Annotated in this window: 11 protein-coding genes and 4 pseudogenes; 9 read left to right on the top strand and 6 right to left on the bottom strand. The window is 61.3% G+C overall.

Annotated elements, in window-relative coordinates:
• Window positions 1-121: 121 nt before the first annotated feature.
• Window positions 122-1,264 carry a hypothetical protein gene (locus tag WKW82_RS38925; RefSeq protein ID WP_340348577.1) on the top strand — a complete coding sequence of 381 codons (1,143 nt, stop codon included), beginning with the start codon at window positions 122-124 and terminating at the stop codon, window positions 1,262-1,264.
• Between the two features lie 137 nt (window positions 1,265-1,401).
• Here the strand turns inward: WKW82_RS38925 and WKW82_RS38930 are convergent, their stop codons facing one another.
• On the bottom strand, window positions 1,402-2,610 hold the full coding sequence (locus WKW82_RS38930; protein ID WP_422823699.1) for a site-specific integrase: 1,209 nt from the start codon (window positions 2,608-2,610) through the stop codon (window positions 1,402-1,404).
• A 310-nt stretch (window positions 2,611-2,920) separates the two neighbouring features.
• On the opposite strand from WKW82_RS38930, the gene WKW82_RS38935 reads away from it, so the two are divergent.
• The 3 genes and pseudogenes from WKW82_RS38935 to WKW82_RS38945 form a co-directional block, all read left to right on the top strand.
• Window positions 2,921-3,985: a DNA-binding protein gene (locus WKW82_RS38935; protein ID WP_340348578.1), complete on the top strand. Its 1,065-nt coding sequence runs from the start codon at window positions 2,921-2,923 to the stop codon at window positions 3,983-3,985.
• A gap of 69 nt (window positions 3,986-4,054) precedes the next feature.
• Entirely contained in the window at window positions 4,055-5,752 is a 1,698-nt protein-coding gene (locus WKW82_RS38940; RefSeq protein ID WP_340348579.1) for a toll/interleukin-1 receptor domain-containing protein, read from the top strand.
• Between the two features lie 234 nt (window positions 5,753-5,986).
• A pseudogene (locus WKW82_RS38945) lies at window positions 5,987-6,304 on the top strand (IS1634 family transposase); the annotation flags it as partial.
• 207 nt (window positions 6,305-6,511) lie between these two features.
• Here WKW82_RS38945 and WKW82_RS38950 read toward each other — a convergent pair.
• The 4 genes and pseudogenes from WKW82_RS38950 to WKW82_RS38965 form a co-directional block, all read right to left on the bottom strand.
• Window positions 6,512-6,970: a hypothetical protein gene (locus WKW82_RS38950; RefSeq protein ID WP_340348580.1), complete on the bottom strand. Its 459-nt coding sequence runs from the start codon at window positions 6,968-6,970 to the stop codon at window positions 6,512-6,514.
• 170 nt (window positions 6,971-7,140) lie between these two features.
• The gene (locus WKW82_RS38955; protein ID WP_340348581.1) at window positions 7,141-7,314 is read right to left on the bottom strand and encodes a hypothetical protein; all 174 of its coding nucleotides are present in this window, start codon (window positions 7,312-7,314) and stop codon (window positions 7,141-7,143) included.
• Window positions 7,315-7,353: 39 nt separating this feature from the next.
• Window positions 7,354-7,578 (bottom strand): annotated as a pseudogene (locus WKW82_RS40755) (PIN-like domain-containing protein); the annotation flags it as partial.
• Entirely contained in the window at window positions 7,554-8,249 is a 696-nt protein-coding gene (locus WKW82_RS38965) for a DUF433 domain-containing protein (protein WP_340348583.1), read from the bottom strand. The pseudogene WKW82_RS40755 and the gene WKW82_RS38965, both read right to left, overlap by 25 nt.
• Before the next feature lie 282 nt (window positions 8,250-8,531).
• On the opposite strand from WKW82_RS38965, the gene WKW82_RS38970 reads away from it, so the two are divergent.
• Window positions 8,532-8,777 carry a hypothetical protein gene (locus WKW82_RS38970; protein WP_340348584.1) on the top strand — a complete coding sequence of 82 codons (246 nt, stop codon included), beginning with the start codon at window positions 8,532-8,534 and terminating at the stop codon, window positions 8,775-8,777.
• A 227-nt stretch (window positions 8,778-9,004) separates the two neighbouring features.
• On the opposite strand, the pseudogene WKW82_RS38975 reads toward WKW82_RS38970, so the two are convergent.
• Window positions 9,005-10,412 (bottom strand): annotated as a pseudogene (locus WKW82_RS38975) (DUF2130 domain-containing protein).
• A gap of 140 nt (window positions 10,413-10,552) precedes the next feature.
• On the opposite strand from WKW82_RS38975, the gene WKW82_RS38980 reads away from it, so the two are divergent.
• From WKW82_RS38980 to WKW82_RS38995, 4 genes and pseudogenes are all read left to right on the top strand, one after another.
• Entirely contained in the window at window positions 10,553-11,386 is an 834-nt protein-coding gene (locus WKW82_RS38980) for a WYL domain-containing protein (protein ID WP_340348585.1), read from the top strand.
• Window positions 11,368-12,861 carry a Wadjet anti-phage system protein JetA family protein gene (locus WKW82_RS38985; protein WP_340348586.1) on the top strand — a complete coding sequence of 498 codons (1,494 nt, stop codon included), beginning with the start codon at window positions 11,368-11,370 and terminating at the stop codon, window positions 12,859-12,861. Before WKW82_RS38980 ends, WKW82_RS38985 begins: the two co-directional genes overlap by 19 nt.
• 206 nt (window positions 12,862-13,067) lie before the next feature.
• Window positions 13,068-13,394 carry an RNA polymerase sigma factor gene (locus WKW82_RS38990; protein WP_340348587.1) on the top strand — a complete coding sequence of 109 codons (327 nt, stop codon included), beginning with the start codon at window positions 13,068-13,070 and terminating at the stop codon, window positions 13,392-13,394.
• Window positions 13,395-13,405: 11 nt separating this feature from the next.
• A pseudogene (locus WKW82_RS38995) lies at window positions 13,406-14,349 on the top strand (IS3 family transposase); the annotation flags it as partial.
• Window positions 14,350-14,411 lie beyond the last annotated feature (62 nt).

Below are 14,411 nucleotides of genomic sequence, written 5' to 3' on the forward strand. Positions count from 1 at the left end.
AACTGCCCGAAAGAGGCATCGGGCACAACCAACGCTGGAAGTTCAGCCACCCAAAACGAAAACCGCGTCCTCGCCGCCGAATAGACGCGGTTTCTGACCGCCGTTCACACCCGCTCACCATTTGGATCTGCAGTCTGGATGTCCAGGCTGCGGCCAGCCGATTCTTGCTGAGTTCAATCCGGCATCGTTCGCGCGCCCGCTTCACTGTTGCCGCTGCGCAGCGCCGTTTGCCGGCAGGGAGCCCAGATTCTGCGAGGTTTTCGGGCGCATCGAAACCGAGCCGGCACGGATCGCGGCTTCCATCCAAGGCGACCTGGTGGGGCTTTGCCACTCCACCTGCGTCCAAGGCCACGCGAGTGAATACCCGTGTCCCGCTGCCGCTCACCTGCAAGTCCTGCTGGCCGGGACGCGCGCACGCGAGCGGCTCGGCGTCGCAGCGCATGGGCAGTGGTTGCAGTTCCAGATGCACGGCTGCGAGCGCTTGGAGGAGATCGACGCATCGAATGCGGCAGAAGCGTTCGAGTTGTGCAAGCGAACCGTGCGGGCCATCGGACGCCATCTTGCAAGATGGGTACGCAGGCACTGCGGACATCGACATCCCCCATCGATGACTCTGCGGCGGGTCGAACGCGGCATGATGGATCCCTGCTGGATCAGCGCGACGCAGCGCCACAATGTCTCGCGGTCATCCCGCCGGGGCGTGTGTGCCTGCTGCTTTGCACTTGCGCGCTGGCGTGCGTCGTTTGCCGCCATCTTCTACGCACACCAACACCACCAGCGAGTCCACGCCGTGGATCTGTTGGCGCAGCTTGATTACTTGGTCGAACCTCAGGTGGCGCTCGACCTGTTCGGCTTGTGCGTGGTCCAGACAGCGCATGCCATCGGCCTGGATCTGTCGGCTCCTGGCAGCCAGGACTGGATCGGAAAGACCGACCAGGAGGAGGCCGAATACTTGTGCCTTTGGCCTCCTCCTTACTGGCGCGTCCTGCGGCGCAACGACGGGAAGACGTGGCGTTGCGCCGGGTATGACATCGCGTGCATCCAAGACCTGTTGCACAGGCTGGCGACTATTTCTCTCTTGGGCGAGTACCAGTGGGGAATTGATGTTGGCTGCACGCAGCGTGCCGTTTGGGGTCAGGACATTGCGCGGTACAGGATGAAGCTGCCTGGGCCAGGCCGCACGCCATGGTTCACGAAGGAGTTTGTCGATCAGATCCTGCAGGAGACTCATTTGAGCTTGGCTCGAGCAGATCGGGAGGGGTGATGGGCACGGTCATCAGCTTGCCCTCTCGGGGTCGCTCGGTGCTTTCCGTTCATGCGCCGCGGATCCCCGGGGGCGCTCGGAAAACGCCAACAGGCAGTGACGTTCGCGACGAGCGCGAACCGGGCGCACGCTACCTGTCACTCGTCGTCAATCATCCGGCTCGCCTTGCTGCCCAGTGAGCTCTCGGCGCGGAAGTAGCCCATCACGGTCGTGACGCTGTGGTGCCCCGTCATCGCCATGGTTTCGGGCAGCGACATCGCCTGTCGTCCGGCCTCCGTCACAAAGCCCGCCCGCAGCGAGTGCGCAGAAAAATCCCCCTCGACCCCGGCGAGCGCACACCGCTCCTTGACGATGTCGCGCACCGCCGCGGGTGCCAGGGGCTCGCCCAGATGCCCGCCCTTGCGGATGCGGCGGAAGAGGGCGCCTTCCCGAATCCCGCTGGCAGCCAGCCAGGCCTGCATCGCCAGCGCAGCGCTGCCCACCAGGGGCTTTACGTCTTCCGGGCGTTCGGCGCCTGTCTGGTTTGTCTTGGAGTGCCCCAGGGTGTAAACGTAGGCGATCGCGCAGGCATGGGGATTGACCCGCCGCAGGTTTTCAAAGGTCGCCCCCGCCACTTCGGAGCGCCGCCGCCCGCCCGAAGCCCACGCAAACAGGAGCAGCGCGCGATCGCGCTTGCCGCGCAGGGTGTCATCACAGGTCGCCAGCACCGCCTGCAGCGGATCCTTTGTCAGGGCGCGCTGCTTGTGCGCGCGCGCGCCGCGTTGCGCGTAGGCACGGCGCGTGCGGCCCAGCAGTTCCCGCACCAGGGCATCGCCGCACGGATTGCTTTCCTTGGCCAGCTGATGTGCTTTCGAAAGCACCGCCACGCGATGCACCAACGTGTTCAAAGCCGGTACCCCCAGCTTCGCCTTGTACCCATTGGCCACCAACGCCTGATCAATCTCCGGCGGCAGCTCATTCACCAGGCCAGTTTTCTGATTCCCCGTTGATTTGGACTTCGCCGCTGACCTTGCCGCCGACTTTGCATGGGCCGCATCGATGACGTCGTCCGAGTCATCCGCTGAGCCGTCGTCGACGGTGTCGGCCTTGCGCGCTGCGTGGTCAACGATGAACTGGATCACGACGGGCACCGGCACCGGAAGTGCCAGGGCCTGGCCGTAGCGTGCCGCGTACCAGGCGCACCAGTAGCGCATGGCCGAGGCGTACGACGCCCGGGTGTTCGCGGATTCGCCTTCGCGCAGGAGCGCCCGGGCCGCGGCCTCGGCGGTTTGCGTGAGCCGCGCGGGCTCCAGCATGGGGCGCCATGGCGCCGTGTTCACGAGCGGGTGCGAGGTTTCGGTTTTCATGGGTTCATGGGTTTTGGGGCGCGGCTCCAGACAGCGATCTACGAATTTGGCGGGTGCATGGCAAAGGCTGCGTGTCGCGACGGGCCCGGCTTGTCCACGTGCAAGTTCGCGCCGCAGGGACCGACCCCGCAAGACGCCAACGCATTGCTTGCGAAAACGCAAAGGAAATGCTAGAACCACATGGAATATTCATACATATGACATATGATTTGCTACATCATACACTGATAGGTCACGATAACTATCTCTTATCGATGGTAAATATTCCAGGGAAGAGGGCGGTCGTTCGCCTGAAAGTTGCGAGGTTCAAATGGCTGAGATTCAACAGTTTCGACGTGGCATCCAGGAAGAAGACGTGTTCAGGGCCGCGGACGCGCTCCTGGCCGAGGGGCTGCGGCCCACGATCGAGCGCGTGCGGCTCAAGATCGGGCGCGGCTCGCCGAATACCGTCAGTCCGATGCTTGAGAAGTGGTTTGGATCGCTGAGCCAAAGAATCGCCGGTGGGACGAACCCTTCGGACAACCTCGCGGCCGGGAATGACGCGGACGGTGTGCCGGTGAGCGTGCGGAATGCGACGCGGCTGCTATGGGAGACAGCGCGGCGCGAGGCCGACGACGTCCAACGCCACGAGCTAGAAAGCGCCCGAGCCCAACTCGAGGAAGCCGTCAATGTGCTGGCGGTTGGCCAGGTCGACCTGGCGCAGCGGGAAGCTGCGTTTGAGCAGGCCCGGGCGAGCTTGGACGCCGCGCTGGCCTCCTCGCAGCAGGCGCGCGAGACACTGGAGCGGCAGCTGGCCGAACAGACGGCCGAGATCGCACGGCTGCGGGCCGCGTCTGAGCAGGAGATCGCCCGGCTCAACGCCCTCCTCCAGGCATCTCATGCCAGCAAGGAAGTCCTGCGGCAGGAACAGGCGGCGGCGCTGGCCCAGCGTGACAAGGATGTCAAGGCGGAGCGCGAGCGTCACGAAGCAAAGGAACGCCACTTCCATGAGGAGGTGGACCGGGCGCGACAAGCGTCGAAGCAACTGGAAGCCGGGCTGGCCAGGGAACAGCAGCAGCGCTTGCGCAGTGAAGAAGCCGCGGCCCAAACGCTGGAGGCCGGCCGCCGGATGCTGCGAGAGACGCAGCAGGCCGCCCAGCAGGTCGAGCGAGAGCTTCGGGATCACCTCACCCACCAGGCCAGCCTGCTCGCGCAAGCGCAGACGGAAGGTACGGCGCTGGCACACCGGCTGGATGACCTTGAGCGTCAGCTGGCCGAAGAAAAGAAGGCTCACGAGGGCACGCGCGCGCTGCTGTCCAGCTCCCTCGCGACCGCACGCAATGAGGATTCGCGCAAGGGCGGGATTGGACCCAAAATCAGGAAGCCCAAGGCGTAGCGACCGCGTGGTTCCGGCCACTTTGAAACGCGTGCAGCCAGCGCGGCTGTAAAAGTCTCGGAGAAGTTCGTGGCCCAAGTCTTCATCAGTTACAAGCGCAATGCTGTCCCCGACCACGCTCTGGCTCGAGAGATTGCTGTGGTCTTGCGACGCGACAACAATGTATTCATCGATGAAGACATTCTCGCCGGAGAACGCTGGTCTCATCGCATTGAGGTCGAGCTTGAGAGCGCTGACTTTTTCGTAGTGCTGCTCTCCAGGAAATCGATTGAAAGCCCGATGGTTGTTGAAGAGGTGCGAAGAGCTAGCACGTCGCATCGGCTGACCAACCGGCCAATCTTATTGCCCATTCGAATCGCATTTGAAGAGTTGCTGCCATATGAACTGGAGGCGCACCTGCAGCCAATTCAACAAATAGTTTGGAACAACGACAGTGATACGGCTACCGTCTCCGAAACTCTTCGCAAACGCATCGCCGCCGCAAAATTCTTGAAAATCACGGATTTCGACCTGCAAAGTGAGTCAAGCGCAGTAGAAAAAGAAAATGCACAACGCCGAAGTATTCACAAAATTGGTGTGGCTGGTGCAATGATTCTTGCGTTACTCATTGTGACATTATTGTATCAAGGAATAACTATTAAAACACCTAATATCGACCTCGGCACCGCCAACGCGACATATAGGTATGTTGGGGACGATATGGAATGTCGTCCAAACGACACATGCCGAGAACGCAACAGTAAACTCCGGTCTTTGATTCTGCCGACACCAAACGCTGTTCTTTATGCCGGGCCTGAACTTGCTGAAAACTCCGTCGTGCAACTGCGCTTAAAATCATACTGGCCACTTTTTTTATTTAACAAGCGGCTGGCAGCTTCTGACCCGACGCGGGATGGAGCCCTTCAAGTTGGAATTACAAGCGATAAGCCAATTGGCTGGATATATTTGAAAGATGGTCTGCCTTGGTCAAGTAGGCTGCTTGTGGCATTCAGGAAAAGAACTGAGGTGACACACCCTCCGGATACGTTCATATTTAGGTCTTTGAATGAAGCTAAGACCGCAATGGAAAGCCCAGAAGTTCTCGAAGGCATCAGAAATCGCATATCAATTGGATTCCCGCCTGCATCAGTGCTAGGGACTATCCCGGGCAACATAACGGAAATCGAGCAACAATTCTACGTTGTGCCAATTGTTTCTGTTACTAGCTCATTAATGCCGTCCGGGATTAAGGTCAGCTATGTTCAAATCCCGATCAAATCTCAAATAGTCACTGTTTTTGACGCCTATGTGGCGGCCTCTTCGACAACTGGGTGGGTGGCCAACCGCCTTCCCACGGATCCTAGCTCTTCAGTGCTTGATGTTCGGATTCTACTGCGTCGGATCGAACTTAGAGATCTTCTTGTTCAATGCCAGGGGATTGTCAAAAATGCCAAATCTGGCGCAATAACTCCACGGGAAATGTTCCGTCTTGCCAGCGCAATTTCAATATCAGTGTCAAAAGGCTTGTCTTTTGAATCAATTCGACCTAAAGAGGAGCAGGCCGCTATGCTAGCATCTTTGGGATTTAAAAGCATGTTTGCTGGCATGGAAGAGGATCAATTCGAAAATCTCTCGGCGGGGCAGGTGCTTAGTTTGACGGAGCGATTGGAAAGTCTAACGCGCACCTATGAACAGCTTTTGAAATCACATGAAGGATGGGTGCGACTTAACGGCGACGATGTGCCGGAGCAGTATGTTTATGCGCTGCAGTTAGATAAGCTTCCTTAAAGCTAGATGAGCTCTGTCTCATGCGCCTCCTAATTCTGGAGCAATTAGGTCGGCGCCGATTCGATATTCCCCACCCCCGCGCCGATTGAATTTTGACCAGGGAGGTGGAAGCCGACTTGTCGTTGGTCGGCAGTGCATAAGTTTAGTGTTCGGGTTGCTCGTTATCCTCCTTGATGCGCAATTGATCGCGCGGGCGAAGCCGCGAAGGGGTGATCTCGGTTTCCGTGCACCCGAGTTATTGCGCGCCAGTTCATGCTGGGCGTGATGCAAACGGGCGACGGCATGCCGATCTACCACGAGGTGTTCGACGGCAACACGGACGAGGCGCCGACGCTTGCGCCCACGCTCAAGAAGGTGTTGGCGCGCTACCCTCACATCAGGCGTCTGGTGGTGTGGTGGCCGACCGGGGCCTGCTGTCGCTGGACAACATCGAGGCACTGTCCAAGCTGCACTTGGCGGGGGATCGGGCGCTGGAGTTCATCTTGAAGGTGCCCGGGGCGGCGCTACGGGGAGTTTGTCGACATCCTCCAGCCCCTGGGGGCGAGCTTCGCCCAAGCCGGCGATACGGGTGATGGGGGTTCGGACGGTAAGATTTGAGTTGCGCTCGTGCCAGCGCAGTCTCATCGATCGACCAGGACAACAGGTCGGACTTCAAGATCGCTTCGACCTAGACGTCATCGTGCCCCCAACGATGCCCCCATTTTGATTTTTAGCCTGCACGCCGCGTCGCTTCAGCCCAACTCACACGCACGCCCCCGTTCAAGCGACGAACTGCGCCAGCCATTGGCCGAACGTGAGGGAGCGGACGCCGTCCTCCTGACCCATAGCGCGAAGCGTGGCGTTGAAAGCCGGAGGCCCGAGGACGCCAAGGCCAATGGGCGCCTCGCGCCGCAAATCCGCCAGCGCAATTACCAGACCCTCGCGTTGCTCTGACGCAAGCCTCGCGTCCAACGTCAGGTACGTGCAGCGTGCGACCCGGTGTCGCTCAGACTTGATCGCGGGTTGCATGAGCAGGGAAACAGCAGCGCAGATGGCAAGCGCTAGTCCTGCAACCACGACCTGCTTTGGTGATTCGTTTATGACAGCAAGAGCGGCCCCCGAGCCGCCGACCAACTGGACGAAATTCAGAACGAAATCGACGCGGCTATAGAACCGCTCACAAAGCAAGTTAAACCAGTAGCCGTACTTCAGGTCGAAGCTCAAATCGTGATCGTTCATGCCGCCCAGTCGATCAAGAGTTACTGCCTCGCTGGCGCGGGAGGCGGTGACTGCGTTGGTGGGGCGGGCGGGCGATATGGCGGCACCTGCGTTTTGACGCTTCTGGGATCAATCAATTTGGGGCTCCTCACTCGAAGATTCCGCGGATAGTAGCAGCGGTCAGGACGTGGCTAGAGTCGCATCGGCTTGAACTTGGCGCCAGTGCGGTGCACGAACGGCACTGCCATCATCCCGCTGTCAACGAGCCGTGCGGTTGCGATCATGTCCGGCCACCACGCGACGAGGCGCTCCGCCTTCATCCAGTATGGCTGCCCCGTCCACTGCTTTTCCAGCACGAAGACCAAATGCCCGCCGCGGCGCAGCGCCTCGGTCTCGGCCCGATGATGCTTCTTGAATCGATCAGCGGAAACGATGCACCAGCGCCCCGACCCAGTCAGCTCGCCGATCCAGTCGGCATCGCGCGCGTCGCGCGGAAACCGGTCGTACAGATGAACGACGTCATCAACATCGGCAGCGCCCCCGACGGATAGGGCCTTCAGGCCGCTTGCGAAGTGGGGCGACAGGTTCGCGTCGAGGAAAAATTTCAGGCCCGTAGACGTTCCTCGTATCGAACTGCGGCATGGACGTGCTTTGGCGCAATGTCGAACTGCCTCGCCACGGCCCGGGCGTCGCGCCCTTCAGCGACAAACGCCTCGTACAGCGTATCCGTCGGCACGCCCGCGTCAGCCACAATCGGCGTGCCGAACTGGCGCGACGGATCAAGCGCGATTCCCTTGCTGTCGGGCGGAAACCAGGCGCGCGCGACGTTCCCGTCGTACTCAATGCCCGCGTACAGAGACGGCTTGATGACGTGCGTGAAAACGATCTGCTTCGCCTGCACGTCGGTCAGCATCTCGTCGCCGACCTCGTCGATCGCCGACTCGTAGATCCGCTTCCCGTCGGTCATGAACCGCCGCGTGGTCAGCGGATAGTCCGTGTTCAGGTCCGCGCGCGCCGCGTCGATGGTGGCCCGGATCACCGGCACGCTGACGCCAGCATCGGCGAACGCGCGGACAAGACGCAGCTCCATCAGGTCGCGGAACCCGATTGCAGCCTGATCGAAGTCGGCACCGTCGAGTTGCGTGCGCCACAAAGGTCCCGAATACCGGCGACCGTCGCCGTGCTTGCGGGTATAGCCGCACATCCAGCGGCGCACGGCGCGCGGCTCTGCCCGGATCAGACGAGCGGCCTGTCCGAGGGAATAGATGCCGGTGTTCAGCAAGGGGATCGGTTCAACCATCGCGCGTGTCGGTGCCTGGGGTTCCCGGAGCGGTATCCGGATGCATCCATATTATGCGGTCGCCGGCTGCACGAGCGCCTGGGGCCTCACGACGCGCGCCGATGCCCTTGCAGAGGGTGGGTCGTGTGGTCGGTGAGTGCGAATCAAGGCCCGTGCAAAAATCCTCAGTCGCGTGGCTTGCGCCTGCCGATCGGTCAGCCCTGCGCACATAGCAAGGAGAACAACGTGACACCCTGCCCTCTCTGTGATCAACCGGCACCTTTCTTCAATGTGGATCACCCCTTGAAGGGCAAGCGCTACACCTGCCCAAAATGCACTGACTTCTTCATCGATTCCAGTTCCGAAGACTACCTGCTGGGGTTGCCGGAGGTCACGAGGACCGCGTTCCGCGCCGGACTGAGCAAGCACGCCCAAGTCGTCAAGCCGGGCTACCTATTCGCGATCCGCGCGCCACGCCGAGAGGAGTTCGGTGGAGATGGCCGCGGCGTGGCTAGGACCACCACAATCAGCGAGTGGGTCCATCTATGAAGTTGGACTTGGACAAGGAAATTCCGGTTGCCTTGTAAGAGGCGATGAAAAACAGCCCCGGAACAGTGAAAAAGAGCCGCCTACCCTTTGAGAGCTATCCGCTCTGTGGCGAAGAACGGCGAGACGGCAGTCGCTGAACGGTGATCTCGACAAGTGCAACCGATGGTCGGGCGGAATGCATTGTTGACGAGCAATTTCACGGCCTGCCTGAGACCCGCGGATGTCGGCTATGCAGGCTCGTCGGCGCTCTGACTTCTCAACTCAGCGAACTTGGCCGCCATCGTAGGGTTACCTCGCGTAAGCTTCTTGATGGTCACATCCTGGGCCTTGTCGTTCGCGAGGCGAAGGTTTCGGTCGGCGCCGAGCAGCGCTTCCTTCGTCTTCTGCAGGTGGTCTATTGACTTGTCGATCTCATCGATCGCCGTCTGGAAGCGCTTGGAAGCAAGTTCGAAGTTCTTGGCGAAACCAGTCTTGAATCCCTCAAGCTGCAATTCGAAGTTCGTGATGTCGATGTGCTGCGCCTTGACGAGCGCCAGCTCGGACTTGTATTTCAGCGAATTCATCGCCGCATTCCGCAGCAGGGTGATGATCGGCAGGAAGAACTGCGGTCGGATCACGTACATCTTAGGGTAGCGGTGGAAGACGTCCACGATGCCGGCGTTGTAGAGCTCGCTGTCGGGTTCCAGCAGCGACACCAGCACCGCGTACTCGCACCCCTTCTCTGCGCGGTCCTTGTCGAGTTCCTTCAGGAAGTCCTCGTTCCTGTTCTTCGTCGCCGTGCGGTCGCTTTCGTTCTTCATCTCGAACATGACCGAGACAATCTCAGTGCCGGCCTCGTCCAGGTCGCGAAAGATGTAGTCGCCCTTGCTGCCGGTGCGCGCGTCGTTGTCCTTCTCGAAGTAGGCCCGAGGAAACGCCATGGATCGAACGCGGTTGAACTCGATCTCGCAGTGCTGCTCGAGCGTTTCGCCGACCATCTTGGTGGACAGGCGGGCCTTCATATCCCGAAGCCGCTCGATCGCATCGTCGCGGTCCCTGATTTGCGTCTCGTACTTGTCCTTGAGCGATTTCTCGGCGAGTTGCTTTTCCAGCGTCAGGCGCTCGAGGCCACCTTTCAGTTCGTCGCGCTCCCTCTCAACCGCTGTGACCGCCTGGGTGATTGCGAGTTGCTGCCCAAGCTCGAAAGCGCCAAGTTGCGCTGTCAGGCCTTGAATCGTTGCATCCTTCGCCGCGGCGGTCTTCTGCAACTCGCCCGCAAGTCTCGCATCGGCCAACTCGGTCGCGGCGTCCTTTGCTCGCTTGGCGTTCGAGTTCGCTCGCGAGGGCATCACGCTGTCTGACGACATCGCTCAAGGCCTCGGTCACCGCGAGCTTGCGTTCCACCTCGCCAGCCTCGAGTCGGGCCTTGAGCTCCTGGATCTCGCCGTCCTTGGCGGCAGCCGCCCTCTCCAAATCGCTGGCCACCTGAGTTCGTGCGAGCTCGACGGCGTTGCGCTTGTCTTGTTCTGCCAGTTCGAGACGCTCGTGAAGCTGCTGCTCGAATTCGCCGTCGCGAACTTGCTTCAGGATATCCGCGTATCCGGCTTCGTCGATCTTGAATGCTTTGGCGCAGTGTGGGCAGATGATTTCGTGCATATGCAAAGCTGTTGGGGCGGACGGCCGACCGCCGCTCTTGTGCGATTTCGGCTCGGTTCTGGCAGTTCCGATATCATACGGTTTTACATATCATATGTCTCTCCATATGATGTTCGAGATCAGCATGAAGCGACATCTGCATGTCTATTGAGGGCCGTCAGCAAAGAAATGCCAACGTGGGCCGAATCCTTTTGTGGGAAGGTCGAGTCAGTCGCGGCCGACTCATCTCCGAGTACGGGCTGAGCCCGATCCGAGCCAGCGAATGGCTGCGCGACTTCCGGGAGTCGTACCCGGAGTGGGCGGCGTGGGATAGCAAGCTCAAGGCTGACGTGGCTACCGCCACGGCGTACGCGGATGCTGAACGCGCCGCAAGCGCCACGCGACCGAGTGCTGTCAGCGCCATGCTGATCCCGTATGCCCAGAATGCGCCGGGCAAGCCAATCTCCCTCTCATGGGACTTCTTCCATCCTTCGGCTCGCATCTTCTCCCGGCTAAACCTTGCGATCGCGGACCGCCTCAGGGTGAGGTTCCTCTATAGCTCCATGAACAACCCGGAGCCGCACGAGCGAACCGTCGAGCCCCACAGCCTGGTTCGGGCAGGAAGACGGTGGCACGTCCGCGGCTACTGTCTGCAGCGGGAGGGTTTCCGCGACTTTGTGCTGGGACGGATGAGCAAAGTCAAGCTGCTGGCCGAGCCCAGCTTGGCGGATGTCGCGGCCGACGTCGCTTGGATGACAGTTCTTCAAGTCAGGATTACGGCTCACCCTGGCCTCAGCCCTGCGCAGCAATTGGTCGTCAGAAACGAATACTTCAAGGGAGCCGCGGCGCGCGTAGAAAGCTGCAGGGCTGCCCTCCTGAACTACATGGTGCAGGAACTAATGGCGGCGACGGACGTGGATCGGCAGACTCCGCCCGACTACCAGCTTGCGGTTGAGAACGAGGAGGAGTGCCGAAAATGGCTGTTCAGGCCCTGACCGACCAGATTCGCAAAGAGAAAGCGGCCGAGCGCTATCCCCCGCTTTTCAAGCGCCTGCCTGACCGGCTATTCGCGCCGCTGGCCTCAGCCAATCGCCTCCAGTATTGGTCACTGCTGTGCGCGTTGCACGCCAAGCGCTTCGGGCCCGAAGCACCGCTGCCGCCGAGCCGCGGGTTCCTGATGCGTGAGATCACAGCCGACATCGCCGAGGAACTGCAGTACCAGGACTGGGCCCCGGATGGCGACGACGTCACACCCGCCACGCCGCTGGCCATTCGGGCCAACATGGTCTTCAATCGTCTGCGCGAAGCGGAATGGATTCGCGTGGAGCGCGTGGGTGTGCGCGAGATGGTGACGATGGCGCCGGCCGTCGCCCATTTCATGAACCGGTTGGTGGAGTTCGCCCACACAGGCCCGGAGTTCGTCTCCGGCAAGATCCGCAGCGTCGAGGCCAACCTGAAACTACTACTCGAGGAGTCCACGGACGGTTCATCGCTTCAGGAGGCGGCCAGGCAGTCTCGCGCCCTCCTCGAACAGGTTCGGATTGCCGGCACCAACGTGCGCGACCTGATGCTGGAGATTGGCCGCGTGGATGCCACCGGCGAGTTCGTGCGGCGCTTCTTCGACGACTACGTCGAGCGAATGTTTATCGGCGACTACAAGGAGCTACGCATACGCGAGCACCCGCTGGCCCGGCGCCAGGAGATCCTGCGCCTGGCGGCACACGTTCAGCAGACGCCGGCCGTACGGGTGCGACTGATCCAGTGGTACCTTGAGAAGCAGGCCGGCCGAGATCCCATGCGTGCCGAAGCCATGTTCGAGCGAGATATACAGAAGGTGGAGGATCTCCGTCGCATCGACGAGTACCTGGACCGGCTGGATGACGAGATCCGGCGCGCCAACAAGTTGGCTCTGGCCTACCTGGACTACCGACTGCGGGCCGCCCGGCCGCTGGACGAGCTGATTGGCCAGGCCATCGAGGCTGTTGTCACGCACGGCAGCGAGGCAGCCGCATTGTCGCCATTTGCGCCCGGTGAATGCATTGCCGGGGAGCGGCTGGTCTCACCCCGCGTCGAGAACAAGCGCGCCCCACCCAGCAGCCTGCGCAAGCAGGTCATGTCCCCCGAACAGGAGGCGCGCGCGCGCCTGGCCCTGATGGCGCGAGACCGACGCACCATGTCGCTGCCCAAGCTCGCGGCGTTCGTGCGCCAGCAGCTCGGCGAAGGCGACTCGATGCCCAGCCTCGCGCTCCAGGTGGACAGCATCGAGTCGGTCCGGGCGCTACAGGTTTTGTGCACCGTCGCCGCGGCGAACGCGACGTCGAGCAAACTGCTTCGCGCCAACGCGCGCGCGATGAGCAGCGGGTTCACGACTGTCCGGATGGAAGGCGAAGAAGACCAGAGCAAAGGCATCTCGCATCTGCCCTTCGTGATCGTGAACCCGACCAAGACCGTCAAGGGAGGAAGCAAATGAGTGCGTATTTCAGCCCATCGTGGACGGCATTTCAGGCTGATCGTGGACGGCGTTTCAGCGTGATCGTGGACGGCATTTCAAACTGATCGTGGACGCTGTTTCAGCGTGATCGTGGACGATTTGGGGAGCGTGCAGGTGATCTTTTGACCGGGCCTCAAGCTCATCGTTTTTTGCGGTGAAGCCTGATGCCCACGAACAGAGTCACGATGCGCCGAATCCGAGAGACACTGCGCCTGCACCTGCAGGCAGACCTGAGCTACAACGAGATCGGCCGCGCGCTGAAGATCTCCAAGAGCGCCGCGGGCAAATACGTCTCGCTCGCCCGCGCCGCAGGCATCGACTGGGCGGTGGCCCAGACGCTCACCGACGAGGAGCTTGAATCCCGGCTGTATCGGCCCGCGTTGCCGCGCTCCAGCCACCAACTTGCCCCCGACTTCGCGCTCGTCCATCTGGAACTCAAGCGCGCCGGCGTGACGCTGCAGCTGCTGTGTGAAGTTGACCCGATTTCGCGGACACCCGATCCTTACGGATGAAGGAGTCCGATATGCCCACACCGAAGCCTCCGTACCCGGCGGAATTCCGCCGACAGATGGTCGAGCTGGTCCAGGCCGGCCGCACCCCATCGCAACTCTCGCGTGAATTCGGCTGCACTGCCCAGAGCATCTCGACCTGGGTGGCACAAGCCGCTGCTGACAGTGGCAAGCCCGCGCGCGGCAAGGATGTCTTGAGCAACGCTGAGCGCGAGGAACTCGTGCGACTGCGCCGAGAAAATCGACAGATAAAGCTGGAGCGGGACATCTTGGCAAAGGCTACGGCCTGGTTCGCCGGCAAAGGCGAGAAGACATCCATCGGGTCTACCAACTCGTGAGTGCGAACCAGGCCAAGATTCCCGTGCATACGATGTGCCGTGTCCTCAAGGTCTCTGCCAGTGGCTACTACGCGTGGCTCGGCCGAGCGCCGTCGAGGCGTTCGATCGACGACGCAGTGTTGCTGGAGCGGATCCGGGCGATCCACGCCGAATCCGATGCCACCTACGGCATGCCACGCGTGCGCGCCGAATTGATCGATCAAGGGATGCGCGTCAGTGGCAAGCGCGTGGCGCGGCTGATGCGTGCGAATGCCCTCCGGGGCATCAGTCGGCGCCGCGGGTTCATCGTGACTACACGACGCGACGAGCGACAGCGCCCGGCGCCCGATCTGGTCAAGCGCGAGTTTGTCGCTGGCCGGCCGAATCAGTTGTGGGTCGCTGACATGACCTACGTGCCGACCTGGGCAGGCTTCATCTTCCTGGCCATCGTGTTGGATGTATGGAGCCGGCGTATCGTGGGCTGGGCCATCGGCGAACAGATGACCGCCGAGCTGGTGCTTGCGGCGTTGAATATGGCGCTGCAACAGCGCAAGCCCGATGGCGTGATCCACCACAGCGATCAAGGCAGCCAGGGTGGATTCAATCGGTCGTCGCAACACCTCAATCATGGAGGTGTTCGATGGGACGACCGAAGGGGTGGACAACAGAACGGACGGGGCGAGCGCCGATGCGCTCGCCAGGG

Source organism: Variovorax rhizosphaerae, assembly GCF_037889975.1.
GTDB lineage: Bacteria > Pseudomonadota > Gammaproteobacteria > Burkholderiales > Burkholderiaceae_C > Variovorax > Variovorax rhizosphaerae.

What these genes read in the sequence shown, in the direction of transcription:
- WKW82_RS38930 (WP_422823699.1), bottom strand. Translation starts at nt 2,610, where the DNA reads ATGAAAACCGAAACCTCGCACCCGCTCGTGAACACGGCGCCATGGCGC.
- WKW82_RS38935 (WP_340348578.1), top strand. Translation starts at nt 2,921, where the DNA reads ATGGCTGAGATTCAACAGTTTCGACGTGGCATCCAGGAAGAAGACGTG.
- WKW82_RS38950 (WP_340348580.1), bottom strand. Translation starts at nt 6,970, where the DNA reads ATGAACGATCACGATTTGAGCTTCGACCTGAAGTACGGCTACTGGTTT.
- WKW82_RS38965 (WP_340348583.1), bottom strand. Translation starts at nt 8,249, where the DNA reads ATGGTTGAACCGATCCCCTTGCTGAACACCGGCATCTATTCCCTCGGA.
- WKW82_RS38980 (WP_340348585.1), top strand. Translation starts at nt 10,553, where the DNA reads ATGTCTATTGAGGGCCGTCAGCAAAGAAATGCCAACGTGGGCCGAATC.
- WKW82_RS38985 (WP_340348586.1), top strand. Translation starts at nt 11,368, where the DNA reads ATGGCTGTTCAGGCCCTGACCGACCAGATTCGCAAAGAGAAAGCGGCC.
- WKW82_RS38990 (WP_340348587.1), top strand. Translation starts at nt 13,068, where the DNA reads ATGCGCCGAATCCGAGAGACACTGCGCCTGCACCTGCAGGCAGACCTG.